This is a genomic window from Mesorhizobium sp. BR1-1-15 (assembly GCF_020165475.1).
In the GTDB taxonomy this organism is placed as follows: Bacteria; Pseudomonadota; Alphaproteobacteria; order Rhizobiales; family Rhizobiaceae; genus Mesorhizobium.
The window spans coordinates 14,957-39,463 of record NZ_JAIUIF010000025.1 but is presented as its reverse complement, the minus strand read 5'-3'; the positions used below and the strand labels follow the sequence as shown (position 1 = coordinate 39,463).

At 62.2% G+C, this 24,507-nt stretch carries 29 protein-coding genes and 1 pseudogene; 9 read left to right on the top strand and 21 right to left on the bottom strand.

Annotation, left to right across the window (positions count from 1 at the left end):
* Positions 1-22 precede the first annotated feature (22 nt).
* From LB541_RS27290 to LB541_RS27280, 3 genes are read right to left on the bottom strand one after another with little or no spacing between them, the layout of a single operon-like run.
* Positions 23-937, bottom strand: a complete 915-nt coding sequence (locus tag LB541_RS27290; RefSeq protein ID WP_140671356.1) for a hypothetical protein — start codon at positions 935-937, stop codon at positions 23-25.
* Positions 934-1,329: a phage holin family protein gene (locus LB541_RS27285; protein WP_140671354.1), complete on the bottom strand. Its 396-nt coding sequence runs from the start codon at positions 1,327-1,329 to the stop codon at positions 934-936. The genes LB541_RS27290 and LB541_RS27285 overlap by 4 nt, the downstream gene beginning before the upstream one ends.
* Before the next feature lie 41 nt (positions 1,330-1,370).
* Positions 1,371-1,946: a hypothetical protein gene (locus LB541_RS27280; RefSeq protein ID WP_140671352.1), complete on the bottom strand. Its 576-nt coding sequence runs from the start codon at positions 1,944-1,946 to the stop codon at positions 1,371-1,373.
* Between the two features lie 515 nt (positions 1,947-2,461).
* Here LB541_RS27280 and LB541_RS27275 point away from each other — a divergent pair.
* Complete coding sequence (locus LB541_RS27275; RefSeq protein WP_140671351.1) at positions 2,462-3,472, top strand: alpha/beta fold hydrolase; 1,011 nt, start codon at positions 2,462-2,464, stop codon at positions 3,470-3,472.
* Positions 3,473-3,699: 227 nt separating this feature from the next.
* Entirely contained in the window at positions 3,700-4,257 is a 558-nt protein-coding gene (locus tag LB541_RS27270) for a DUF1003 domain-containing protein (protein WP_140671349.1), read from the top strand.
* A gap of 216 nt (positions 4,258-4,473) precedes the next feature.
* On the opposite strand, the gene LB541_RS28670 is transcribed toward LB541_RS27270, so the two are convergent.
* Positions 4,474-4,629, bottom strand: coding sequence for a hypothetical protein (locus LB541_RS28670; protein ID WP_246675686.1), 156 nt, complete (start codon positions 4,627-4,629; stop codon positions 4,474-4,476).
* On the opposite strand from LB541_RS28670, the gene LB541_RS28665 reads away from it, so the two are divergent.
* The 3 genes and pseudogenes from LB541_RS28665 (at position 4,555) to LB541_RS28585 (ending at position 5,871) form a co-directional block, all read left to right on the top strand.
* Complete coding sequence (locus LB541_RS28665; protein ID WP_246675685.1) at positions 4,555-4,794, top strand: DUF4142 domain-containing protein; 240 nt, start codon at positions 4,555-4,557, stop codon at positions 4,792-4,794. The two genes, LB541_RS28670 and LB541_RS28665, sit on opposite strands and share 75 nt — an antisense overlap.
* Before the next feature lie 164 nt (positions 4,795-4,958).
* Positions 4,959-5,210, top strand: a pseudogene (locus LB541_RS27260) (type II toxin-antitoxin system HipA family toxin); the annotation flags it as partial.
* Positions 5,211-5,652: 442 nt separating this feature from the next.
* A complete protein-coding gene (locus LB541_RS28585) occupies positions 5,653-5,871 on the top strand; it encodes a DUF982 domain-containing protein (protein ID WP_140897394.1) in 219 nt (72 codons plus the stop codon).
* A 193-nt stretch (positions 5,872-6,064) separates the two neighbouring features.
* Here LB541_RS28585 and LB541_RS27250 read toward each other — a convergent pair whose 3' ends face one another.
* From LB541_RS27250 to trbB, 11 genes are read right to left on the bottom strand one after another with little or no spacing between them, the layout of a single operon-like run.
* Entirely contained in the window at positions 6,065-6,286 is a 222-nt protein-coding gene (locus LB541_RS27250) for a DUF2274 domain-containing protein (RefSeq protein ID WP_140671343.1), read from the bottom strand.
* A gap of 1 nt (position 6,287) precedes the next feature.
* Entirely contained in the window at positions 6,288-7,424 is a 1,137-nt protein-coding gene (locus tag LB541_RS27245) for a TrbI/VirB10 family protein (RefSeq protein WP_140671341.1), read from the bottom strand.
* Positions 7,421-8,485, bottom strand: a complete 1,065-nt coding sequence (gene trbG, locus LB541_RS27240; protein WP_224620006.1) for a P-type conjugative transfer protein TrbG — start codon at positions 8,483-8,485, stop codon at positions 7,421-7,423. Before trbG ends, LB541_RS27245 begins: the two co-directional genes overlap by 4 nt.
* Positions 8,482-9,171: a conjugal transfer protein TrbF gene (trbF, locus tag LB541_RS27235; RefSeq protein WP_140671339.1), complete on the bottom strand. Its 690-nt coding sequence runs from the start codon at positions 9,169-9,171 to the stop codon at positions 8,482-8,484. The genes trbG and trbF overlap by 4 nt, the downstream gene beginning before the upstream one ends.
* 2 nt (positions 9,172-9,173) lie before the next feature.
* Positions 9,174-10,544 (bottom strand): P-type conjugative transfer protein TrbL, encoded by a 1,371-nt coding sequence (gene trbL / locus LB541_RS27230; protein ID WP_140671337.1) that lies wholly within the window; start codon positions 10,542-10,544, stop codon positions 9,174-9,176.
* Positions 10,545-10,546: 2 nt separating this feature from the next.
* Positions 10,547-10,873, bottom strand: coding sequence for a putative entry exclusion protein TrbK-alt (gene trbK-alt / locus LB541_RS27225; RefSeq protein WP_140671335.1), 327 nt, complete (start codon positions 10,871-10,873; stop codon positions 10,547-10,549).
* A gap of 11 nt (positions 10,874-10,884) precedes the next feature.
* Positions 10,885-11,643, bottom strand: coding sequence for a P-type conjugative transfer protein TrbJ (gene trbJ / locus LB541_RS27220; protein WP_140671334.1), 759 nt, complete (start codon positions 11,641-11,643; stop codon positions 10,885-10,887).
* A gap of 21 nt (positions 11,644-11,664) precedes the next feature.
* Positions 11,665-14,091 (bottom strand): conjugal transfer protein TrbE, encoded by a 2,427-nt coding sequence (gene trbE / locus LB541_RS27215; RefSeq protein WP_224620004.1) that lies wholly within the window; start codon positions 14,089-14,091, stop codon positions 11,665-11,667.
* Positions 14,092-14,101: 10 nt separating this feature from the next.
* Positions 14,102-14,383, bottom strand: coding sequence for a VirB3 family type IV secretion system protein (locus LB541_RS27210; RefSeq protein WP_140671330.1), 282 nt, complete (start codon positions 14,381-14,383; stop codon positions 14,102-14,104).
* Positions 14,383-14,715: a TrbC/VirB2 family protein gene (locus LB541_RS27205; protein ID WP_140671329.1), complete on the bottom strand. Its 333-nt coding sequence runs from the start codon at positions 14,713-14,715 to the stop codon at positions 14,383-14,385. Before LB541_RS27205 ends, LB541_RS27210 begins: the two co-directional genes overlap by 1 nt.
* Positions 14,712-15,695 carry a P-type conjugative transfer ATPase TrbB gene (gene trbB / locus LB541_RS27200; RefSeq protein ID WP_140671327.1) on the bottom strand — a complete coding sequence of 328 codons (984 nt, stop codon included), beginning with the start codon at positions 15,693-15,695 and terminating at the stop codon, positions 14,712-14,714. Before trbB ends, LB541_RS27205 begins: the two co-directional genes overlap by 4 nt.
* A 430-nt stretch (positions 15,696-16,125) precedes the next feature.
* Here trbB and LB541_RS27195 point away from each other — a divergent pair, with 430 nt between their 5' ends.
* From LB541_RS27195 to LB541_RS27185, 3 genes are read left to right on the top strand one after another with little or no spacing between them, the layout of a single operon-like run.
* Positions 16,126-16,755 (top strand): amino acid ABC transporter permease, encoded by a 630-nt coding sequence (locus LB541_RS27195; protein ID WP_210241281.1) that lies wholly within the window; start codon positions 16,126-16,128, stop codon positions 16,753-16,755.
* Between the two features lie 14 nt (positions 16,756-16,769).
* Complete coding sequence (ehuD, locus tag LB541_RS27190) at positions 16,770-17,429, top strand: ectoine/hydroxyectoine ABC transporter permease subunit EhuD (protein WP_140671325.1); 660 nt, start codon at positions 16,770-16,772, stop codon at positions 17,427-17,429.
* On the top strand, positions 17,429-18,205 hold the full coding sequence (locus tag LB541_RS27185; protein WP_140671323.1) for an amino acid ABC transporter ATP-binding protein: 777 nt from the start codon (positions 17,429-17,431) through the stop codon (positions 18,203-18,205). The genes ehuD and LB541_RS27185 overlap by 1 nt, the downstream gene beginning before the upstream one ends.
* Before the next feature lie 61 nt (positions 18,206-18,266).
* Here LB541_RS27185 and LB541_RS27180 read toward each other — a convergent pair whose 3' ends face one another.
* The 4 genes from LB541_RS27180 to LB541_RS27165 form a co-directional block, all read right to left on the bottom strand.
* Complete coding sequence (locus tag LB541_RS27180) at positions 18,267-18,965, bottom strand: winged-helix domain-containing protein (protein WP_140671322.1); 699 nt, start codon at positions 18,963-18,965, stop codon at positions 18,267-18,269.
* Positions 18,966-19,084: 119 nt separating this feature from the next.
* On the bottom strand, positions 19,085-19,699 hold the full coding sequence (locus LB541_RS27175) for an acyl-homoserine-lactone synthase (protein ID WP_140671320.1): 615 nt from the start codon (positions 19,697-19,699) through the stop codon (positions 19,085-19,087).
* Between the two features lie 66 nt (positions 19,700-19,765).
* The gene (locus tag LB541_RS27170; RefSeq protein WP_224620002.1) at positions 19,766-20,494 is read right to left on the bottom strand and encodes a LuxR family transcriptional regulator; all 729 of its coding nucleotides are present in this window, start codon (positions 20,492-20,494) and stop codon (positions 19,766-19,768) included.
* Positions 20,495-20,662: 168 nt separating this feature from the next.
* Positions 20,663-20,929 carry a helix-turn-helix domain-containing protein gene (locus LB541_RS27165; protein WP_224620000.1) on the bottom strand — a complete coding sequence of 89 codons (267 nt, stop codon included), beginning with the start codon at positions 20,927-20,929 and terminating at the stop codon, positions 20,663-20,665.
* A gap of 201 nt (positions 20,930-21,130) precedes the next feature.
* Between LB541_RS27165 and LB541_RS27160 the strand changes: the two genes are divergently transcribed.
* Positions 21,131-22,393: a threonine synthase gene (locus LB541_RS27160; RefSeq protein WP_140671385.1), complete on the top strand. Its 1,263-nt coding sequence runs from the start codon at positions 21,131-21,133 to the stop codon at positions 22,391-22,393.
* Here LB541_RS27160 and LB541_RS27155 read toward each other — a convergent pair.
* Positions 22,388-23,461 (bottom strand): PLP-dependent cysteine synthase family protein, encoded by a 1,074-nt coding sequence (locus LB541_RS27155; protein WP_224619998.1) that lies wholly within the window; start codon positions 23,459-23,461, stop codon positions 22,388-22,390. The two genes, LB541_RS27160 and LB541_RS27155, sit on opposite strands and share 6 nt — an antisense overlap.
* Entirely contained in the window at positions 23,455-24,393 is a 939-nt protein-coding gene (locus LB541_RS27150; RefSeq protein WP_224619996.1) for a kinase, read from the bottom strand. Before LB541_RS27150 ends, LB541_RS27155 begins: the two co-directional genes overlap by 7 nt.
* Positions 24,394-24,507 lie beyond the last annotated feature (114 nt).

Sequence of the window (24,507 nt, the reverse complement as noted above, 5' to 3'; positions counted from 1 at the left end):
GTGTTTCGCCTGTGCAGACACTTTAAGACTTGGTCGTGGAGGACTGATCCGATTCGGGAAGTCGATGTCGAACAGCCTTTTCGGTAGTCTTTGCGGTGGCGTTGACGACCTGACCGATCTTACCGGCTACCGTGTCGGCGGCGCCGCTCGAGCCCTGCCGGTCCGCCTCGCTCTTGACTGTCTCGTAAGCTTCGGCAGCGATCTCTTTCGCTTGCTCCACGCTTTCCTCTAAAGCACTGTTGGCGCTGCCAAGTAGTTTGTCGCGATAGCCGCCGAGTTGCTCGTCTTCCAAAGCTGTGCGAGGCAGAAGCACACCGATAGCCGTACCCGCCGCCAGGCCGAGGACGGCAAGTGCCAGTGGTTCGCGCTCAAATAGTTCCTGCCAGGTTCGACTCGCCTGCGCAGCCATATCACCCGCACTGGAGCCAAGCTGCCCCATGGTGTTTACAAGCTTATCCTTGGTCTCGCCAGCCGCTGTTGACGCCGCTTCGCTTGCGTTGCTTGCAACAGAGGCAACGGCATCGCCGGCATCCGAGAGCATCTCTCCGGCTGACGGTCGTCCGCCGGGGATCTCCCGCCCAGAACTCAGCCCTTCCGCAGCCCCTTTCATATCGCTGCCCCCGAACGCCCCCCTGTCGGGTTCTGGCTGATTGTTTGCAGCCTGTGTTGCCGGAGACTCACCCGCCGAAGCACCGCTGCCAAGCATCAGCCAAGCTAGGCCGGTCCCAACCAGCATCAGGGCCAAAGGGTTGTCGCTGACTTGGGTCTGGAGCCTGCCGAGGGCGGCGGTCCCTGCGCCGCCGGCAAACAACCCGGTGAACTCATCGATCAACTGACCGGGTGTCATTTTGCTGCGGATGGATTCGGCGGTATCGACGACCGCTGCGCGGGCAATCTCGGCTTCGCGTTCGAGTTCGGCTGCCGATTTCTCGCTCATCTCATTTGTCCTTTGATTACACGCGCATCGCTCTTGAGTTGTTCTTGTGTGCGGTCAGGAGCCAATTCCGAAGGCGCTATGCTGGCCATTCCCGTGCGCAGGAGAATCACTCCCAGGACCGCCACGACGACACCGACAAGCAGCGAGGACCACCCTGCCCCCAGACCCGCCTTAGCCAAAGCGATCACGAGGGCTTGGAGCAGTACCACCAGCGATGCCAGCAAGCACACGGCACCACCTATGACTTCGACCGCGCCGCGCCCAGCTTTGCTGACGTTTTCGGATATCTCGGCCCGCAGAAGCCTTGTTTCGGTCTGTAGCAGGGTCGTCACTTGCTGTGTAAGGTCGCTCACAAGGCTCGCGAGACTGCGGCCGTCCTGATCGTTGTTCATCGGTCATGCTCCGTGCTCGGCCAAGAAAGTGGCTGCATTCGTTATGACGTGAGGTCGTCCCGTGGAGAGCTGCCTGTGGTCTTCGGGCGCCTTACAGTCTTTGGGGCGCCACTGCTTTTCAGCCGACCGTCCGCTTCGCTCGAATCAGCGGGTGGCGAGCTTTTGATGAAACGTCCCAGAGCCAAACCGGCGAGAACCGACCCGGCGAAAAGCACTCCAGAGTTTTCGCGCCCGAAGGACCTGACCTCGCCTAAGACTTGTTCGACTGGTTTTTCCCGCAAAGAGGACGAGAGGCGCTCCAGCCCACCAGCGGCAGTAAGCACGACCTTCGAAACGGTGGCTTGATCGCAGTTGGCCAGATGCTCACTTGCTGCCCGCAGCGCGCCCCCAAAAGCGGCTAAGCTCGCGCTCATATCACGCTGCGTTTCCTGCGCCTTCCCTGACAACGCCTCCTGCGCTTCCGACGCGTACTTGCGAGCTTTGTTGACGACTTCGTCACTGGCGTCGTGAATCAATCGGGTGGCACTTTGGGTCTCTTCCTGGAGCCGCTCGGACAGCTCGCTCTTTGCTTTATCGAAATCGGGCGCTGGACGTCCCTGATCGCCTTCGCGTTGCATGATGGCTCCTAGTGAAAACCGAGGAAGGAGAGAATTGCCAGCACGACGACAACGAGGCCTATGAGATAAATGACGCTGTTCACGGCCTGATTTCTCCATTTTCGTCGAAAGCAAACACGCTGAACCGCGCGATGTTCCATTAGCCAAAACTTTTTTAGCTATCTTAGATTTACAGACCCCCTGCGTGGGTAGACCGTGCGAGTTAAACGCGAGCACGTCGCCATGTTTGGAGCCCAAGGGTTACTCGTCACCGGCGCTCTTTTGGCTATCCAGTCTATGGAAACGGCTGGTAAGACTAACGCATCTTCCGGCTGTCATTTGACCTTCCGCGGGCTCAATCTCGAGGAGCCCTGGGCCGAGGTAAGCCCGTAGCCTCGTTCGAAGGTCAGGCGATCAGGCGCCGGAACAACCATGTGGCGTCTCGGTTCGGATGGCGAAAAACGGTGAGCCTTTGGGGTGCGACGTCCCAGCGGCGATTCGCCAGTCGCCTCAACCTACGCAAGGAGCACGGCAGCATGTCTTTCCGGTTCCAATTCTCACTGAAACGATCATCACGCGTCTGGGTCGGCGGCCTGATTGCGGCGGTGGCCTTGCTAGCGTTGAACAATCGAGCAGCGACCAAGCAAGCGCTTTCCGTCCGCGCGAAAGGAAGGACCATAGAGGTCGACGGTGTCCGCCTACGATATATCGAGGCTGGAAGCGGCAGGGACCTAGTTCTCCTGCACGGGAACGGTTCCGCCGCTGAGGACTTCCAAACCAGCGGTCTAGTCGACAAAGCAGCCAAGCGTTATCGCGTTATTGTCTTCGACCGTCCCGGGTTTGGCGGCAGTACACGACCGCGCGGTCGCCTATGGACCGCCGCGGCCCAGGCAGATCTGCTCCAGAGCGCCACGCAGAGGATCGGGGCAGACAATCCTATCGTTCTTGGCCATTCCTGGGGGGCATCGGTCGCGCTCCAGTGGGCGGCCCGGTATCCTGACGAGATTGGTGGCGCGGTTCTCCTCTCCGGCTATCATTTCCCTTCCCCAAGGCTCGATGCCCTGCTTGCCGCCCTGCCGGCACTGCCGATCGTGGGAACCATCCTTTGCCACACCATCCTGCCGCCTGTCGTTAGGCTGATCTGGCCCGTGTTGATGCGCCGCCTGTTCGGGCCGCAACTTGTCCCGCCAGAGTTTTCAAATGCGTTGCGAAATCTGGTCAGCGCACCGTCGCACTTGCGAACGACCGCTGCGGAATCTGGTCTGCTGATCCCCGTTGCCGCATTAGCTCCCAAGACCGCAGGGAGGACAAACGCGCCGATAGGTATCATGGCCGGGGACGCGGACAGCCTGCTCGATACCAACTATCATTCCCAACGTTTGCACGCAGTCCTACCGGGCTCGATGATACGCATCGTCGCGGGCGCCGGTCACATGGTGCATCATGCTGCGCCGCACCTTGTGCTGAAGATGGTGGACAGCATCGCGGCGGCCGGACCCCCCTCACCTGAAAAAGCTTCTTACAATGCTCCTGCACCGCGCGAATGACTCGGGCGGAAGCCATCTTTTCGGATCCCGGCACAGAGTCGTTTTGTCATAGTTCGAAGAAAGCAGACAGCCAGATGCCGCGATTATGCCGATTTGCGTCCGCCTTTATAGGTCTGTCTCATTGGGTGAGCCATTCGTGATGAAGGACCGTCAGCGCTCCTGAGGCTGCATGGATCGAAACGCCAACCGACCAGTTAAGTGGGTCAGGTGCAGACACGGAGAGAGCTATGCGCCCGAACACCTCAGGCAATGACATGGGATACGCCACCCCAACCACACCACCCGCGGACGGCCTCGCTCCTGCCTTGGCCCGCAACATCGAAGCAATCGTTCAACGACGGAAGCGCGATGCGAACGCTGCCACTGCGGAGCAACGCGCCGCGGGGGCAATCAGCCAGTTCGCAGGCAGCATGATGTTCGTCTATATCCATCTTGTTTTCTTTGGGGGCTGGATCGTCCTCAACATCAAGCCCGTCGGCTTTGTTCAGCCTTGGGACCCATCCTTGGTTATCCTGGCGATGATTGCATCCGTGGAGGCGATCTTTTTGTCCACGTTCGTGCTCATCAACCAGAACCGGATGGCCGCTGAGGACGATGCGAGAGCAGACCTCGATCTTCAGGTCAGTCTGCTCAACGAACACGAGACGACCAAGCTCATCAAAATGGTCGAGGAGATTGCCAGGTGCATGAATGTTCCCACGGAAGCGGACGATGAATTGAAGGAACTGAAGCGCGACGTGGCACCTGAAGCTGTTCTCGATAAGATTGTGGAGGCAGAGAAGTAGGGGGAAGTGTCGCCACTATCTCACCGATAGGCGAAACGTGTCGATGAACGCTCGTTGTCCTGTCAGCAGGGTTGGCGGGTACAAAGTAGCCGCAGACGAAGACGATCCCTTCAAACACTTGCCCCCTCCGACATGGCTCCCGGGGTCGCAGACGCTATACCTGCGACGGCATGTGTCTCGTCGGATCCATTCGGTATTCCACACGGCACACCTTTATCAGTGGCCTCCCTTCGCCGCTGCCATTGCCGGCAGAAGCTTACAGGCGTCGAATTCGATCTCGCTTACATCAGCGGCCAGATCGTCGACCATCAGAAGACTGTGCAACTCCTTGAAGGGGAGATCGGCTCCGGCCAGGATCCGGACGTCCAGCATTTCGCCTCGGATATCCATTGCGGGTCCGCCCTAGCGTGTCGCGCGGCGTGGTGCCGAGAGCGCGTCAAGGCGATCCTGAAGGTGACCATTGAGGACGATCATTTCCTTGAGGGCCTTCATCACATCCCTTTGTGGATGGCAACGAACTTGTCGGCGACGGCTTGAAGGGCAGCCTCTTGCCGGCTGTCGAGTGACACAACGCGATCCATCTGAACGCCCCCAAATTTCCTGTACGGAAAGTGAACAAAAAAAGAACAAAACTGTCAAGTGCGAATTGATTGAAGGAGGAATGTGTTCCTATTCTGAGCTATGCCTGACGCTGAATGGAAGGGGTTGCGACCTTCGGCTCCATTGGCGACTCCGCGCCCGACAGCTGGGACGACGCCTCATGCAGCGGTCCGAACGGCATCTCGCGCATCGTGAGAAACGTGCTGTTCGCACCCTTGCCGAGCCATTACCTTCTCGGCGTCGCCGACCAGACAAGGCTTGGCGCGCTACGTTTCCGGCTGGTCGGCACAAAGGTTTACCAGGCGCCGACGTCTGACGGCGTTCCTGCCCTCATCGAACTCGGCCGGCTATTGCTTGGCATCTAAATTGCTCTGACAGGTATGGGGTGGGCGAGAGCCCGTCGCTTCGCAAATGGAGCGGCGGGTCTACTCTACCAGTGCCTGTCGAATGGCCACAGCCCGGCGGGGCTTGTCACCTCCTGGAGGAAGAAGATTGACGCGTCGACCTTGTCACGCCGTGCACGCAAGTCAGCGAAGTCGCCTGGCCTGGCGTGTGGCCGTCCGGGAAGACAGTGTGGAAATCTCAGGCATAAGCGCGGGTAGCCACCCTTATAGACACCATTGCGTTTTGCCCGGCCGAGGCCGCTTCGGAACGAAACCATCTTTCCCTCGTTCGCTTTGGCAACGCACGGGCAGACCATTTGCAGGATCCATTCTTTCAAGAGCCGGTGATCATCGAGACGAAAAGACCAGGCGCTTATCGCACTTTGATCAGCGTATCCGAGGCGCAATTTTTATGATGGACAGCTGGCCTGAGGAACATGGCGAGCGCTACAAGGCGGCACTTCAAGCATGTACCGGCCGCCTCCCTATGCCGCAGCAGGTTGAAATCGCACGCCAAGCTTTTCTCGCTGCGGCGAAAGAGGCCGGTTTGGTCGTTCTGGATGCCGCAACCTGCGGTGAAGGCGATACCCCGCCCAGCAGATGCAAGGCGCAAGAACCGGGCGCGGATTGAGGAAGAGGAAGAGTTTTTGGTTCGGTTCCTGGCTCGCGAAACGGGCATCACCGAGAAGCAGGCCCGCAACTTGATCAATATGATGGGAACTGACCGGTCGTCGTTGCTGGGTGAGGCCAGGATCCTAAAAGCGCACCAATAGCCGCGATCTTTGCCCGCCGGCTTAAACGCACACGATGAGGTGGCCGGCTATCTACAGCTTCTCCTTTTTTGCTTTCGCGAAGCCTCGGTCGGTCGCGATGAACCGCGCAACCATCGGCGCGATGAGGCGCGCCGGATCGACAGATGACTGCCCTATTTCCCTGCCAAGGATCTCCGCGTACCTGATCAGGTCGCTATGTAGCGGCGCTGGCAGCTCCACCGTAATCTTGACCGGTTTGTCGTCGGCGATCGTGGCGAGCTTCAACTTGGCCATGTCAACCTCCGTATGGCTCGAGCGCAAGATCGTGGGTAACGAGCACGCGGACGGGAAACCCCGGTCGGATCGTAAGCGTCGGCGCGATACCGAGTTGCCGCTGAACCACCTGCTGGCCTACCTGGCTGACACTATCGGAAGCGCCGCTACGCAGGGCACGCACGATGTCGCTGTCTTGATCTGACGAACCGGCCTGCGCGCCGACGCTCAGAACCGTCGACAATACCGCAGCCTTGAACAAGTCGCCCCAGTGATAGTCGACTTCGTCCTCGAGGCCGGCAAAACCCTGAGCATCCGCGCCTGGCTGACGCTCCAAAACGATGGAACGTCCGTCGGGAAAGATCAGCCTGTTCCAGACAAGCAGCACGCGACTCTGACCCGAACCAATGCCATTGTCGTACTGCCCGATTATACGAGTGCCTTGCGGGATGAGCAGCGAGCGGCCGGTGGGACTGTCATAGACGTTTTCGGTTACCTGAGCGCTGATCTGGCCGGGCAGGTCCGACCGGATACCCGTAATGAGCGCGGCCGGAATCACCGCACCGGCCTGAAGCACATAGGGTGACGCCGGAGGCGTGACGCGATCTGGCGCGAGTGTACGCCGGTCAGCGGCGCCTGACAGGAAGGAAAGCTGGCGATCCTGTGCATTTGGCTGGCCGATCTGACTGGCAAGGTCATTCGTGGGACGTGCGGACGCTTCGGCAGTCCTGGCGTCTTCTTGCCCTGTCTGGAAGAAGACGCGCGAGGTTCTTGCCGCTTCCTCCTCAGCCCGTCGGCGCTGCTCGGCTTCGTCAATCGCGGGGCGTGCGATTGAGGGAGGAACAACGGCCTGTCCCTTGTTTTGGGAATCGAGGATCGGCCTACCAAGATCGCCAGTCAGGGGCGGCCCAAGGATCGGACCTGCATAGTCGCGCGGCAGATTTGCCAGCCCGTCAGCGGGTGGGCGATTGGAGGTAGGGTAGAGCTCTTCGTCATGCTTGATCGTATTCGCGTCCCGCAGAGCGTATATCAGCGCGCAACCAACAGCGAGCGAGGCTAAGAAGCCGATGCCTGCGAGCATCTTACGCGACAGACGCATCACGCGTGGCAGGTCGGCGCGAAGTTGCATGGGCTCGACGGCCATATCCTTTTCGCTCATGGCTGCAGCGCTCCCTTCTGCATTGAGTTCGGCAGCTTCGCCGCGGCGCTGTCATCTAGCCTGCGCCATAACCCAGCGGTTCTTCCTCTGTCCGTGCGGACGATCCTTACCCTCTGCTGCCGCTTGCCTGCCCCAAGACGCAGTTCGGCCGCGCCGAAAAGGCGGTCGACAATCAGGACGTTTTGATAGACGCGGCTGTTGGTGATTTCAGCCTCGCCGTCCGGACCGATGACAAAAATCGGCGGCATCTCGCCCTGCACGATGCCGCGCGGAAACTCGACATAGACCCTGCGGCCGTCATCATAGGCGCCCACCGGCTTCCAGGGCGGGCTGTCGCCGGTCAGGCCGTAGCGGTAGTTTCGCATCATAACGTCCGGTATAACCGGCGTTGTGGCGATGGCTTGAAGGGTTCCCACTTTCTGAGCCGGATAGGACCATGCAACGGCGGGCATGTATGGCTTCGCGCCTGCCCGCAACTCCAGCATATAGCTGCGCCGGTCCGTAGCGATGACGAGGTTCGTTGTGATGTCCGCCCGCGAAGGTTTGACCAGGACGTGCACGCGCCGGGCAATTCCCGACCCGCTTTCGGTGTCGCCGATGATCCAGCGCGCGGTATCGCCGGCCGCGATCGGACCGTCTCCGGTCAGGCTCTCGCCCGGCTCAAGCGCGATGTCCGTTATCTGGCCAGGCGCGGCGTAGACCTGATAAAGCGCTCCTTCGCTCCAGGGATAGATCTGAATGGCGTTGTAGTAGCCCTCCCGGCGCGGCTCCACGCGCGCGGCAGCGTTTGCATTCTCGATTCGCGCGGCCGGCGTCTCGCCGATCGCGCCGCCCCGGGCGGGGGCCCAGCCTGGTGGCACGCGAAGAGGTTTCGGCCCTTGGTCTGTGGCGGCGACTGGTGCCGGCGGCAAAGGCGCAACATAACTATCGTAGCTGATCATCGGCGGCTTCTTCAAAGGCGTGGCGCAACCTGCAAGCAGCGCCGTCCCCGAGACCAGCATGGCCGGTAGCAGGTAGCTTGAGACAATCGTACCGGCAGCAAGACGCAATGTCGGGCTCATTGGCTCATCTCTCGCGACCAGTTGATGGCATTGACGTAGATCCCGAGCGGATTGGCGCGAAGACGTTCGGCGTCGCTTGGCATCTGCATCACGATCGTCAGGATCGCGGTCCAGCGCTCGGTGCCGGAAAGCTGGCCGTTTTCATAGTGGCGCTCGATCCAAGCGACACGAAACGAACTCGGCGAGGCCCGGATGACCGAAGAAATCTCGACGGCGACCTGCTGCTTGCCGACCCTGGAGAACGGGTCGCTGGCGCGAGCGTAGTCGTTGAGCGCCGCAGCGCCCTGATCGGTCGTCCAATCATAGGCGCGCAACCAATCCTGGCGCAGGATGATGGGGTCCGCGGGGACAGAGCGCACCTGCTCGATGAAGCGGGCGAGATGCCATGCTATCTGCGGATCGGTCGGCTTATAGTCGGCGATCGCGGGCGCGGTCGCTTGCGCCTGGCCCAGCGCATCGACCTGCACGACCCAAGGCACGACGGTGCCGCGGCCCAGTTGCCAGACCAGTGAGGTGGCGAGGCCTGCCGACAAGAGGAGCGACCCGAAGGCCATGGCGCGCCAGTTGCGTGCCTGCACGCGAGCAGAGCCGATGCGTTCATCCCAGATCTGCTCCGCCTTTTGATAGGGGGTTTCCGGTCGAGGGGTCTTGCCATAATGGATGGTGGGTCGCCTAAACATGTTCATGGTCATTCGCTTTCAGAAAGAGAGATCGATGCGCCTGCGCCATGGCTGTCGCCAGCGCGCACCGCGTGGGCGGCGGTCTGGGCGCCGTGTGCGAGGCGCTGAGAGCGCTGCAACCGTCTGGCCCATTCCGGCTGTCCGTCGGCGCCGGATGATCTGCCAGTGCCGGACGCAGGAGCCGCGGCTGACAATGCATCGGCGCCGACCGTTCCCATGGTCGACGATCCACCGGTGATTTCAGCGGCCAAACTGGCGCCGGATGCGAAACTTGACGTAAGCGATTGACCTGTGATTGCGGCGGCGCGCCTGAGCGGAGAGGTTGCCGCCGATGCCCCAGCGCGCGCAATGCCGCCCAAGCCGGAGGCGATGCCTGCGGCGCCAGCCTGGCCGGCGGCGCCAAGCATATAAGCGGCCGAGGCGCCGCCAGCGAGTGACGTACCGCCACGCGCGGCTGACACCGCGCCCGAGAATGCGGCTGTCCCCCCTCGCGCCGCCAGGCCGGCTGCGCCGTAGCCCGCCACCGCCATGCCGCCTGCGCCAAGGCCAGTGCCGACGGCCGCACCGGCGCCAAGCTGCGGTCCACCTGCGACGAGGCCGTTGGCGATGCCGGGACCGAAGATGCCGAGGCCCAGCAGCGACAGCGCCGCCAGCACGATCGCCATGGCCTGGTCGATGGTGGGGTTGTCTGCGCCGAAGCCTTGGGTGAATTCGCCGAAGAGCGTCGATCCGATACCGATGACGACGGCAAGCACCAGAACCTTGATGCCGGACGAGATGACGTTGCCGAGCACACGTTCGGCCATGAAGGCCGTCTTGCCGAAGAGACCGAAGGGGATCAGCACGAAGCCGGCCAGCGTCGCCAGCTTGAACTCGATCAGCGTCACAAAGAGCTGCACCGCCAGGACGAAGAAGGCGAGCAGGACGAGCGCCCAGGCAAAGAGCAAGCAAGCGATCTGGATGAAGTTTTCGAAGAAGGAGACGTAGCCCATCAAACCGGAGATCGCCTCAAGCAATGGCCGTCCCGCGTCGAGGCCGGTTTGCGCCACCTTGCCGGGATGCAGCAGGTCCTGCGGCGAGAAACCGGTTCCACTCGCCTTGAGGCCGAGACCGGAAAAACTCTCGAATATGATCTGGGCGAGACCGTTCCAGTTGGAAATCAGATAGGCGAAGACACCGACGAAAAGCGTCTTCTTGACGAGCCGGGCGAGGATGTCGTCATCGCCGCCCCAGCTCCAGAAGAGCGCGGCGAGCGTTACGTCGATGACGATCAGCGTGGTGGCGACGAAGGCGACCTCGCCGCCGAGCAGGCCGAACCCGCTGTCGATGTAGTGGGTGAAAGTGGCCAGGAATTGGTCGATGACCCCGGTATTGCCCATGTCTATCGATCCCCGAGCATGACAGCATCTGGCGGCCGCGAAGCGGCCGGCTCGCCTATCGAACTCCTGGACCGCTTCTCGAGGCCGAGGAAGCGGTCGCGCTGTTCGGCCCACAGCCGCGCACACCCATCGTCGCGCAAAGCAGCCTCGCCGAGGAGCTGGCAACGGCGCAGACCTTCGCGAAGCGGGTCCGGCATCAAGCCGGCGGTTGTGTGCGCGCCCTCGCCCGCCGGCATGTCCCCTTTCCGGCTCACACCGAGCGCGGCCGCCGCGAAGGCGGCCGCAACAAAGATTCCAGCCACAGTGCGAGCGAGAATTTTGCCATCCATCGTCGTGGAGCTCAGCGGTTGAACATCTGGACCGGCCCGGCCTGGTAGCCGGAGCCAGGCGCCAGGAAACGGCGGCGTTGTTCGCGGCCCTGTTCGACAGCGGCGGCACGTTCGGCCTCAGTCAGAGTTTGGGCGCGGCCGTTGGCGGCGACAACAGCGGTCAGGTCGGCGAGCTGTTGGCCCTGCAGCGCGAGGAGCTGATTGCCAGCTTGCGCCGCCTGCAGCGCACCGGTCGCCGATTGGCTGGCGCCGACCAGCGCCGACATCTGAGCGCGACCGGTTTCGATATTTCCAACCACACCGGCCTGAACGCGCATGGCGTCCTGAAGACCGCCCACCGTGTTCTGCCAGCGCGAGCGCGCGTCCGTGACAAGCTGCTGGTCGGACGCAGAGAGCGAGACGCTGCCGTATAGCTGCTGAAAGGCCTTATCGACCTGCTGGACGTCGAAGGCGATGTTCTGTGCTTGCCCAAGAAGCTGCTGCGTGTGTTGAACCGACTGCTGCAACTGCTGCAGCGAGGACAAAGGCAGGCTCGCCAGGTTGCGCGCCTGGTTGATCAGCATCTGCGCCTGGTTCTGAAGCGACGTGATCTGGTTGGTGATCTGCTGCAGCGAACGCGCGGCCGTCAGGACATTCTGCGAATAGTTGGATGGATCAAACACGATGAGAGCATGCGCTGGCGCAGTCATCATCGGCGAGATCGCGACTGGCGCGGCGAGCACCGCCGCGACCAGAAGAAGGGCGCGCGGGCGGCTTTGACGAGCAGTCATGGTTTGGGATCCTTTCCAGGTTCAGGCACGGTGAGATTTGGCAATGAGGTCGGCAGCCCAGCCGACATCGCGGGCATGCAACCAGGCCGCCAGGAAGCCATCGCGGCCGTGCTCGGCGATGATGCTGCTGATCAGGGCCTGATCGCTCTTGGAGGACGCGGCGCAAAGTGCCAGCCCGACCTCGGACAGGCCGAGCTCGAAGAGACGGTTGCCGCGACGGGACTGGCAGTAGTAATCGCGCTTCGGCGTCGCTCGTGCCAGGATTTCGATCTGGCGGTCGTTCAGGCCGAAGCGTCGATAGATCGCGGTAATTTGGGGCTCAATCGCGCGCTCGTTGGGCAGCAGAAGCCGTGTTGGACAGCTTTCGATGATCGCCGGCGCGATGGTCGAATTGTCGATATCGGCTAGCGACTGCGTGGCGAAGACGACGCTGGCGTTCCTCTTGCGCAGCGTCTTCAGCCACTCGCGCAACTGCCGCGCAAACCCCTCGTCGTCGAGGGCAAGCCAGCCCTCGTCGATGATGAGCAAAGTTGGACGCCCATCGAGCCGGTCGCCGATGCGATGAAACAGATAGGACAGGACGGCCGGCGCGGCTTGCGTTCCCACCAGTCCTTCGGTCTCGAACGCCTGAACGGCCGCCTGGCCGAGATGTTCGGCCTCCGCGTCGAGCAATCGTCCGTGAGCGCCTCCGATACAGTACGAGCGCAATGCCTGCTTCAGGTCATTGGCTTGCAGAAGCACGCTGAGCCCGGTGAGGGTGCGCTCCTCGACGGGCGCCGAGGCAAGCGACGTCAGCGCCGCCCAGATATGCTCCTTTGCGTCCGGGGTAATCTGGATCCCCTCGCGCATCAGGATCGCGACGATCCAGTCAGTCGCCCAGGCGCGCTCATACGGATCATGGACCCGGGCGAGCGGCTGCAGCGAGACGGAGACGTCCACGCCTTCGGTGAGGTGCCCCCCGAGGTCGTGCCAGTCGCCGCCCATGGCGAGCGCCGCCGCGCGGATCGAGCCGCCGAAGTCGAAGGCGAAGATCTGGGCATGGCGGTAACGGCAGAACTGCAGCGCCATCAACGCCAGCAGCACCGACTTGCCGGCGCCAGTGGGGCCGACGACCAGCGTGTGACCGACATCGCCGACATGCAGGACCAACCGGAACGGGGTCGAGCCTTCGGTCTTGCCGTAAAGCAGGGGAGGACTGGCCAGGTGCTCGTCCCGTTCCGGCCCTGCCCACACGGCAGACAGCGGCATCATGTGGGCGAGATTGAGCGTTGAGATGGGCGGCTGACGGACATTGGCATAGGCGTGCCCAGGCAAGGAACCGAGCCAGGCATCGACCGCATTGACGGTCTCGGCAATTGCCGTGAAGTCGCGGCCCTGGATGACCTTTTCGACGAGCCGCAATTTCTCGTCGGCCACATGCGGGTCAGGATCCCATACGGCGACGCTCGCGGTGACGTAGGCCAGGCCCGCGATATCAGCACCGAGCTCCTGCAACGCCGTGTCGGCGTCGGCCGCCTTGTTGGCGGCGTCGGTGTCTAGGAGGGCTGACGCTTCGTTGGTCATCACCTCCTTCAGGATCGAGGCGACGCTCTTGCGCTTGGCGAACCATTGCCGCCTTATCCTGGTCAACAGGCGGACAGCGTCGACCTTGTCGAGCAGGATCGCGCGGGTCGACCAGCGGTAGGGAAAGGCCAGCCTGTTGAGGTCATCGAGCAGGCCGGGTGTCGTGGCGGTCGGGAAGCCGACAATCGAGAGCATGCGAAGATGCTTGTCGCCAAGCCGCGGCTCAAGCCCGCCGGCGAGCGGCTCGTCGGCCAGCAGCGCATCAAGATAGATCGGCGTCTCGGGGACGCGCACCTGATGGCGTTTGGTCGAGATCGTGGAGTGCAGGTAGGTTAGCGTCTCGCCGTCGTCGAGCCAGTGGCATTCAGGCATGAACCCGTCGAGCAGCGACAGCACGCGCTCTGTCCGGTCGACAAAAGCGCGCACGATCTCGCCCGGATCCGCGCCCGACCGTCCGCGACCCTCGTAGAGCCATCCTTCGGCGCGCTTGGCCTCTTCAGGCAGCGGCAGGAACAGGAAGGTTAGAAAGTAGCTCGATACGAAATGAACTCCCTCCTCGTCGAAGTCGGCTTTGCGCTCGGCGTCGATGAGACGGGAGGCCGCGTCGGGAAACTGGCTTTCGGGATAGGAAGCGGCTTCGTGCCGCTGCGCTTCGACGAAGATGCTCCAGCCCGAGCCGAGGCGACGAAAGGCGTTGTTGATGCGCGATGCCACCGCAACGAGCTCCGCCGCGACGGCGGAATCGAGATCGGGCCCGCGAAACCTCGCGGTGCGCTGAAAACTCCCATCCTTGTTGAGCACGACGCCCGGCGCGACGAGAGCGGCCCAAGGCAGATAGTCGGCAAGGCGAGCAGCGGTCCGGCGGTATTCGGCAAGGCTCATCATTGCGGCGCCCTCAAACCGACAGATGTCCGGGCAGCCGCAGGTGCCTGCGTCCAACCTCGAAAAAGAGCGGGTCGCGCCTGGCGGCCCATACCGCCGCGGCATGTCCGATTGCCCAGATGAGGAGACCGGCAAGCCACAGCCGCAGTCCGAGACCGACGGCGCCCGCCAGCGTGCCATTCAGGATCGCAATCCCGCGCGGCGCGCCGCCAAGCAGGATCTGCTCGGTCAGCGCCCGGTGGACAGGCACCGTCCACCCCGGCACGGCGTCGAGTTGTTCGAGAGCGGCCGCCATCAGATCAATGCCCCGCCGCCGAACGAGAAGAACGACAGAAAGAAACTAGACGCCGCAAAGGCGATCGAGAGACCAAAAACGATCTGGATGAGCCGCCTGAAGCCGCCGGAGCTGTCGCCGAAGGCCAGCGTCAGGCCGGTGACGATGATAATGATGACGGCCATGATCTTGGAGACCGGTCCTTCGACCGACTGCAGGATCTTTTCGAGCGGCTGTTCCCACGGCATCGAGGATCCGGACGCATGGGCGACCGGAGCGACCACGAGATTGACGGCAATTGCGACGCTGGCCGCGGCCAGGCCGGTGCGGCAGCGCGAAAGCAGGCGGATCATGAATTTTCTCCTGTGTTGATCGGGGCGGCTTCAGCAATGCGGTAATCGCCGTCGGCGCCGAGACCCTCGACCCTGACCAGTTCGACAAGCCGCCGCGCGTTGCCGCGTCCGGCGAGCACAGCGACAAGCCCGATCGTATCGGCGATCAGCGCACGCGGCACGGTGACGACGGCTTCCTGGATGAGCTGCTCAAGACGGCGCAGCGCGCCTATACCGGAGCCCGCATGAAGGGTGCCTATGCCACCAGGGTGCCCGGTGCCCCACGCCTTCAACAGATCCAGGGCCTCGGCGCCGCGCACCTCGCCGATGGGGATGCGGTCGGGCCGCAGGCGCAAAGACGAGCGAACCAGGTCGGAAAGCGTGGCGACGCCGTCCTTGGTGCGCATTGCGACAAGGTTGGGCGCGGCGCATTGCAGTTCACGGATATCCTCGATGAGGACGACCCGGTCCGTCCCTTTCGCCACTTCGGCAAGCAGCGCATTGGTGAGCGTCGTCTTGCCAGTCGACGTGCCGCCGGCGACGAGGATGTTCGCGCGCACGGCAACCGCGGCACGCAATATCGCGGCCTGGCCGGCCGACATTGTGCCCGCCGCGACATAGTCATCGAGCGTGAACACGGCAACGGCGGGCTTGCGGATTGCGAAGGCCGGCGCGGCCACCACGGGCGGCAACAGGCCCTCGAAACGCTCGCCGGTCCGCGGCAACTCGGCCGAGACGCGTGGAGAACGGGAATGGACCTCGGCGCCGACATGATGGGCGACCAGACGCACAATGCGTTCGCCAGCGGCCGGCGCCAGCATTTCCCCTGTATCGGCCAGACCGTCCGAAAGCCGATCCACCCAGATGCGGCCATCCGGGTTGAGCATGACCTCGACGATCGCGGGATCGTCGAGAAACCGGCCGATGGCGGGTCCAAGCGCGGTGCGCAGCATGCGCGAGCTGCGCACGCGTCCTTCGGCATCATTGTGCGAGATAGCCATACTGTCCCCGTTCTGGCCGGGAACGCGTTGAACAACGCCCGGTCGGGGACGATCAAAAGAGCCTTGGAGCAGTCCGATTCAACGGCTTTCAGCGGTCGTCGTAGCGTAGCGTAAAATGACCGGCCAACGGCGGCGCCGACGGTCATCGCGCTCCAAGCCGACGTCTTTGCGCCTTCGCCGCAGCTCGAATATGAACTTTCGCAGCAAAATGTTCATGTTTATTGACAGACGACTCTCGCCGGGTTTATGTGAAAGCCGCCGATAGCCTCTCCGGAAAGGCGATCGTTCTTTCCACCGCGCGGAGAATTGCCATGAGGTCCGGTCCGAAGGACGCGATTTGTGAGCACAAAGCCGCCTACCTGAGGCACGCCGAAACCATAATGACATCGTCGGCACCCCTACCAGCAAAGATAGGGGGCACCTCGTGAACATGTTCGAGATCTGGCTAGGCATTCTGCAGGGGCTGGGCATCACCCTGGAGGTCACGGCCTATGGCCTGGTCTTTGCGATCCCCTTCGCGCTTGTCTTCGGCGTCGCGCAGTTTCTGACCACCGGCATGACCCGCTTCCTGGTCACCGCGGTGATTGAATTCTGGCGCAGTTCCGCGGTGGTGGTCCTGCTCTTCGTCTTTTACTACGTGCTGCCGGTGATGGGGGTCACCTTATCGGCACTGACCGTCAGTGCATTGGTGCTCGGCCTCAACACCGGCGGCTACGCCAGCCAGGCGGTGCGCGCCGGACTGCAATCTCTTCCCGTCGGCCAACGCGAGGCGGGCATGGCGCTCGGCCTCTCGCGCCTGGCGATCCTGTTTCTGATTGAGCTGCCGCAGGCCTTGGTCGCCATGAGCCCCACCTTCGTCAACAACCTTATCCAGCTCATCAAGGCGACGTCCCTCGTCTCGCTGGTCACGCTGACGGACATGACCTTCCGGGCCAAGGAGATCGCGCAGACCGAATATGATCCGGCGGCGATCTACTCAGCGCTGCTGCTGGCCTTCTTCGTCGTGTGTTACCCGATCGCACTCGCCGGCCGCTGGCTCGAGGCGCGGGTCAAATCCTGAAAGAGGAATGCCTGGTGGGATTTAACTTAGACTTCGCCCTTTCGACCATTCCGACCATTATCGGGGCAATCAGAGCGACTCTGCTGGCCACGGTCTTGAGTTGCCTCGGCGCTTCGGCGCTTGGTTTCACCTTCGAGATGATCCGCCGCGGCGGCGGTGCGCCTGGCCTCGCCGTCCGCTTCCTGATCGACTTCATCCGCTCGACACCGGTTCTGGCCTGGCTCTATTTCCTGTATTTCGTCATGCCCTTCTATGGCATCCGGCTTGGCGCCATGACGGTCGGCATACTGGGGCTGAGCCTGTATTACAGCGGCTATCTGGCGGAGGTGTTCAAGGCGGGCATCGACGCGATCCCGAAGGGCCAACAGGAAGCAGCCAGAGCCTTGTCACTCAGCCGCCGCGACACGGTCGTTTTCATTATCGCGCCGCAAATGTTGCGCAACGTCGCCGCACCGTTGGGCAACTATCTCGTTTCGATCCTCAAGGCCACGCCCTATCTCGCGATCCTGGCGGTACCCGAAATGCTCGGCCGCGCCTTCGATATCGCGTCTGAAACCTATCGATACGCGGAGCCGCTCACCGTCGCCGGCATCCTGTTTCTCGCCTTGGCGCTGATCGTTGCTTATGGCGTAAAGCGTGTCGAGCAGCGCCTGCTTGCATCCGGACGTCGCTGATGCGCGCTCAAGTCCCGCTTCCAGTCTCCTCCTTTCAAACCACCGCGCATCTCCGGGTCAATGGCCTCAACAAATGGTTCGGTGCCCTGCACGTGTTGAAAGATATTGATCTGACGATCCGCGCGGGCACACGCATCGTCGTTTGCGGGCCTTCCGGCTCGGGCAAATCGACGCTGATCCGCTGCTGCAACGGTCTTGAGCCTTTTCAAAAGGGAACGATCCAGCTCGACGGGATAGCACTGGGAAGAAATGCCCGGGACACGGCGACGGCGCGCCAGCTGACAGGCATGGTGTTCCAGAGCTTCAACCTCTTTCCGCATCTCACCGTGCTTGCCAACTGCACGCTGGCGCTGCGACGGGTTCTCCTGAAATCCGGCCGGGAGGCCGAAGAGATCGCCACGCAGCATCTGACGGCGGTGCGCATCCCCGAAAAAGCGCAAGCCTACCCGGCCCAGCTCTCGGGTGGTCAACAACAAAGGGTAGCGATCGCGCGTGCGCTCTGCCTCAATCCGCGAATCATGCTGTTCGACGAACCCACCTCCGCGCTCGACCCGGAGATGATCAAGGAAGTCCTCGACGTCATGATCGCGCTCGCGAAAACCGGCATGACCATGGTCTGCGTGACGCATGAAATGGGTTTTGCACGCGAAGTCGCCGATGAGATCGTTTTCATGGACGACGGCCGCATCATCGAGCGCGCCTCTTCCAAAGAGTTTTTCTCAGCGGCCGCTCACCCACGCGCGCGGCTATTCCTGAACACCATCCTGAGCCATTGAGATGAGGCGCCTGTCGACCGGCGTGCCGGCACCCGCGCAGGAGCGCTGCACGCCCGGCAGATCACCAGTCCGGCGCGAAGGCGTAGCCTGCCGAGCGGACGGTCCGGATCACATCGCTTCCCACGGACGCCCGAAGCCTTTTGCGTAACCTGGCTATATGGACGTCGACGCCCCGCACGTCGGTTGCAGCGGCATGTTCAGGCCATGCCGTCGCGACCAGCTCCTCGCGGCTCCAGACCTTGCCAGGTTGCGCCAAAAGGCTGCGCAAAAGCTTGAACTCGATCGGTGGCATCACGATCTCTGTTTGCTTGAAGAATGTCCGGTGGGTCTGTCGCTCGAGCCGAAAATCGCCCTGCACCAACTCGCCCGCGTCCGCTTCGCGTGAAAGCTTCGTCATCCCCGCCTTGCCGTGCAGCCATGTCAGCAGCTTCTCGGGGGCGAACGGCCGGGAAAATATTTCGTCGACGCCAGCCTTGATCAAGTCCAGATGCAGCCTGCCGGAGCGCGGGGCAACCAGGCTCGCGACCGGCGTCGCTTTGGTTGCGGCGGTGGACTTCAGCCAGCTGCACTGCTTGACGATTGCACGGTCGCCCGCATGGCAGTCCATGATTATGGCAAGCGGGGCTGTCGCCGCGATGGCACGTGCGATTTCCCGGTCTCCCGTGATCAGCTGTGTTTCGAAGCCCGCTACCGAAAGTATGTGGCCGAAGACCAGGAAAAAATCCGGGTCCTTCGAGGCGATCAGGACCAGCGGCTTCATGAGTCCATCAACCGGCTTCGACACATCATAGGGCTGACTACCGCGCAAATGGGCGCGATGACAATACACCCCTCGCGATTGAGTCCTCGCGGGCTTCCCGCAGGTGCCTGGTTACGAGCCTAGATGTTGTCGGCAAGTATGACGCCGCTGATGCCGTAAGCGCGGCGCGTCTGTTCAACAGCCTCGGGCGTGACGTCGATGAGCAAGCCGATGATATCGCCATCGGGATGTCCGAGAACGTCACCGAGCTCGGTCAGCGTCCAGCCGAGCGCGCGCAACCGTTTTGGCCAGAATGTCTCGCACACCACACTGATCTGTCGAATCCCCAGACGTTGAGCGACCTCGAGCAGACCGCAGAGAACCAAGCCGGCGATCGGCGACGGCGTGCCGTGCGTACGAAGCGACGGAACGACGAAGAAACGCGTCCACTCGAAAATTTCAGCCGCTCGCGGAGGCCTGCCGCCGGCGAGAACCGGGAACACTTCGCTCATGAGATGCGGCTCCAGCGTCGGGACGAGACGGGAACCGCCTACGATCTTGCCGTTGATATCAAGCGCCAGAACATAAAGTGTATGCTCGTTGTCGAAGGCGTCGATCTCGATGTTGATGGGACGGGCGACGGCGCGCCATCGCCTCTGCTTGACGTAAATCTCGTAGCGTATCCGAAAGTAGCGCTCCAGAACTTTCCTGTAGTGCTTCCTGTTGTCCCAAGTGACCAGATGTATACGAACCATGACGCCTCCAGGCGGAGGGTCGTAGGAAAACGGACTTGCGGTACGTATGACGGTATTCAGGTATTGCTAAATCTGGATTTCCTGTCGTCGCAGCGCCTTGACGATGGCATGCGCGACATTGATCGCGTCGAGCTTTGCTCGAATGTTGCGCTGATGGCTTTCAACCGTGTTCCTGGTGACACCAAGGATACAAGCAATGTCATCGGTGGATTTGCCCTGCGCGCTCCACTCCAGGAGCTCGCGCTCGCGCGCCGTCAAGGGCGTGGGCTCTTCGCCATCGCCGGGTGTTCCCAGTCCTGAGAGGCTGCGAAAGGTATGCACGCAAACCGTCTCGATAAGGGGCATGGCGCTCGGCGGCACGTCCATCCGGTCGCTCGCCGCAGTGACCACACTTGGGCCCGCCAGAGGCACGTGAATGGGTACACAGATACCTTCTTTCATCCCGAACTCGGCAGCTTCGTCCATGACCAGCTTCGCGCGTGCACACAGCCTTGCGGCCGGAAGCTCGCGCCACAGGAAGGGCTCCGGCGAGTGCCGGCACTGCGCGACGCAAGGATCGTGCAAAAAGTGATCCTCGGAGACGTAGCGCCGATACCAATCGATAGGCCAGCCATCGCCCAGGATTTCACGCTGCCAGTCCGTATCGTGCGGCACGGGCAGTCCTGTGATCAGAAAATTGCGCAATCCGTAACGCCCCATGGCTAAGCGGAACTCTTGAAGGATTGCATCAGCCGACCGCGCAGTGTCGATCTTCGTGATCGCCGCAAAAAGGTCGACAACAGTTTCGTTCTCCATTGGAAGACCTCAACCAAAGTCAGGCCCTACCCCGCAGAACCACCTATGGCTGTCTAGACACCATCTTCAATGGGACTTGCATCGAATGTACACTAAAGGAGTCAATCACGTATCACAAAGACGAGATAAGTGAAAATCAGGCCAGCGCTGAATTGCGGAAGTCCGGCTTCATTCATTCGACTTAGAGGCGGCCGGATTCGTCACCCGAACAGCGCGCTTATTTGCCGGGTTTGCTGAAACCAACTCTTGCGGCTCGACATTCAACGCCTTGGCCAGAATTTCGACTGTATCAAGCGTGGCGCTGCGCCGTCCGGCTTCGACGCTGCTGATATAGGCGCGCGTGCGGCCCGAAACGAAAGACAACTGCTCCTGAGAGAGTTTTCGCTCTCTGCGAAGCCGCTGCACGTTCAGGCCAAAAACGCCGCGAAGTTTCATCCAACAACGGATGCTACGACGCGCACTATGGTGCGACACACTATAGTGCACATTCCGCATTGACAGCCGTGCTGCGGGCTGTTGAAACAACAAGCGAATTCCTCGTTTCCTGAATAAGGAATAGCCATGGCGAGCCGGCCGTTTCGCGACCTCGCACACAACATGTCCGTGCATCTCTCGGGCGAGCAAAAGCCACCTGGTATGGGCGCAGATCGGGTCCTGGAGTTCGTCTGCATCCGATGCGGCGCTTCCTGCCCTGCGGACGTCACCATCGACTCCAGGGGATGCCCACGCTGCCAAGACACCGCTCCGGCAAATCTTCGTCCGGTTTATGCGGTCCCGCACCTCCATCCTTTTGACGGCGCCACCAGTTCGCGCTCGCTGTGGCGTTTTGCGCATATGCTGCCTTGCACAGAAGCCGAGGCGGTGAGCCTTGGCGAGGGTCTGACACCTTTGCTTGCCGCGCCGCGCATCGGCGCGTTTCTGGGCGTGCCCGACCTTGCAATCAAGGACGAAGGCCGAAACCCGACCTGGTCGCACAAGGACCGCTTCTCGACCATCGCGGTCAGCGTGGCGCGCGCGCGTGGCGCGAAAATTGTCGCGACCGCCTCATCGGGAAACGCCGGCGCTTCGCTGGCGGCCTACGCCGCTCGAGCTGGACTGAAATGCGTCGTCACCACTTTCGCGGGGTCGGCCGGCGCGATGCTGGCGCAGATCCGAAAATATGGCGCGACGGTCCTGCCCCTGGTCAACAAAATGGACCGATGGTCGCTGCTTGAACAGGCGGCCGCCCGTTACGACTGGTTCATCGCATCGCCCTATCACGGTCCGGTCGTCGGCAGCCATCCACTCGGCATCGAGGGCTACAAGACGATCGCCTATGAGATCGTCGAGCAATCGCATGGCACGGCGCCAGACTGGTGCGTCCTGCCGGTCTGCTATGGCGATGCGTTGTCCGGCGTGTGGGCTGGCTTTTGCGAGCTGTTCGCGGCAGGGTCGATCACGCGCCTGCCTCGTCTGGTCGCAGCAGAGGTGCATGGGTCGCTGGCGCACGCTCTGGCCAGCGGCGCCGATGTGTTGAGTCAACGCAAGATGCTCTTCGACAGCCTTGCCGTATCGATCGGCACGCCACGCAGCACCTTTCAGGCCTTGAAGGCCCTGCGTGAATCCGGCGGCAACGCCGTCCCCATCAGCAATCACGGCCTGATCGCGATGCAGGAACGTCTTGCGCGGGAGGAAGGTATCTTTGCCGAACTGGCCTCGGTCACGCCGCTGATAGCGATATCGACGTTGAAGGACCAAGGTGTCATCGCAGCCACAGACCGTGTCGTTGCCGTCGTAACAGCCAGCGGCCTCAAGGACCTCGATCGCTCCGTTGGATCGAACGAACACGACCAGATCTTCCAGACGACGCACGACGCCTGGCGCTGGCTCGACAAAAACGGGCTGGATCTCGTTTCATAGATTTTCCGCGGCACCAACAGCCGCTGGCACTTCGCCTGCCGCCTGCGTTTTCAGCACATCACCGAGGCTGCGACGCAGCCAAAGAAAGCGCGTCCATTGCGTCTCTTCGGCCGGTGCGATTGTCGTCAGCGTCCTCGGCTCCGACGGTTCGTCGCAGGGCCAGCCAGGCAGCGCCGCAAGCCACTCATCGTTGTAGACGGTCTCGGCATGGCGATGGCCTTCGTCCGGCATGATGACCGCCACCTGCGCGTCAGGAAGCGTCGTTGCAACCCATTGCGCCACCAAGGCGGCGGCGCCGCTGGTCGGCCCCATGAAGATGCCATGCTCGCGCAGCAGGCGGTGCGCGCTCCTAAACGCTGGGTAGGCGCCAACCCAATGGATCTCGTCGACAAGCTCATGTCTGACATTTTTCGGCAGAACGCTGTTGCCCAAGCCCCGCAGCATGCGCTTGCCGACAGGGTGCCCGAACAGAATGCTGCGATGGGTATCGACGGCAAACACCATCAGGTGGGGAAAGACAGTTCGCAAAAAGGAGGCGGTGCCGCATAGCGAGCCTCCCGTGCCGACGCAGCCGACCAGGCAGTCAACCCTGCCCATGGCCCGGACAAAGAGTTCGGCCAGCCGCGCATAGGCAAGCCAATTGCCCGGGCTGTCGTATTGGCGGGTCCAGAAGCCATCCGGCTCCTTCGCCAGGATTTCCTTGAGGTGCTCCAGCCGGCCCGGCTGATTGCCATCGCCGCGCGGATCGTCAAGGGCGATAACCGTCGCGCCGATTCGCTCCAGACGGGCTTTGTATTTGGCATCGATCAGCGTTGAAGCGGTGACGAGCGTAAGGCGATAGTCACGCGCCGCCGCCAGCAGCGCCACCGCCATTCCAAATGTGCCGGACGTCGTCTCGACGATATGGGAGCCGGCCTTCAGTTCGCCATTCGACGCTGCCCGATCCAGAATGTAGCGGGCCGGCATCAGCTTCATCAGCGGGAACGCAGCGGCCACGAGATTGGGCGCCAGCAGAGCAAGGCGCGGGGTCTCAAGGTCCCTGAAATAGTCCACGTCGAAGGTCACCATGTCCAGCCCTCCGCGTTGACCAAGTGAACTTCGACATCCTTGAAGCCGGCACGTCTTATCTGTTGCGCGACGAGGGCCGCCCGTCGCTTCAGATTCGATGTGAAAAGATCGAAAATCAGGCCAAACAGCGAACCGCTATGGGCGACTTGCACCCCGCACGCCCCGGCTCGCCTGGCGATGTCGGCGATCTCGCCGAAGCCCTGTTTCGGCAAGTGCCGTTGACTGATCACCGCACTGGCCGAGGCGGCACGTCCGAGAAGATAGGGATCCTGAAGGCAAACCGCCCGCGCCACCAGCGCCCTAAGCACACCGAATTCCTGGATCTCGGTACTGTCGTAGCGTGCAGGCGGCAGCTGCAATGTGTCGACCGGAACCCCGCCATTTGCCTTGAACCCGACCAGGAGCAGCGGCGGCAGGGAGCCACCAAAATTCTCGATCACCGTGCCTTCCCGTTGCGCGAAGAGCACTGCGTGCTCATCGAACGCGATCGCGTCGCTGGCGCGCTCGGCAGCCACGGCCAGACGCCCGATGCTCGACGCCCGCAGCTGGATGCTGACGGCTGCGGCGACAGCGCGAATGGAAGCGACAACGTCAGCCGTCGATGAGCCGTAGCCGTGCCCCACAGGGATTGAGCTTTGAAGTGTCAGCTCGCCGCCGCCAGTGACGTTCAGAAAATCGAGCGTGAGGCGCGCGGCAGCCGCCGCCTTGACCTTATGATCGGGGTGGACAACGACCGCATCGCCGTCGCTCCTGGCGAAGCTTGCCTCGGATCTTAAGCCGGCAATCGGCAGCGTCACGAGCCCGCGATGAAGGCGCCCGCCATCATCCTTGAAGACGCCCTGGATGAGCTCGCCGTGATGCGCCATTGCCGTCGCTGTTCCCACCGGCGACCGCAGCGCTTCACGGCTCATGACATCGCCGGCCTCGGCCATTTTCATCTCCCCCAGGCTTTTCTCGCCATGCGGGAAGATGGCGCCGACGATCGGCAGCGGCTCTCAAGGAATTCCGGTATTGACGGCCTCCTACCGTACCAGCAGGCGCGAGGC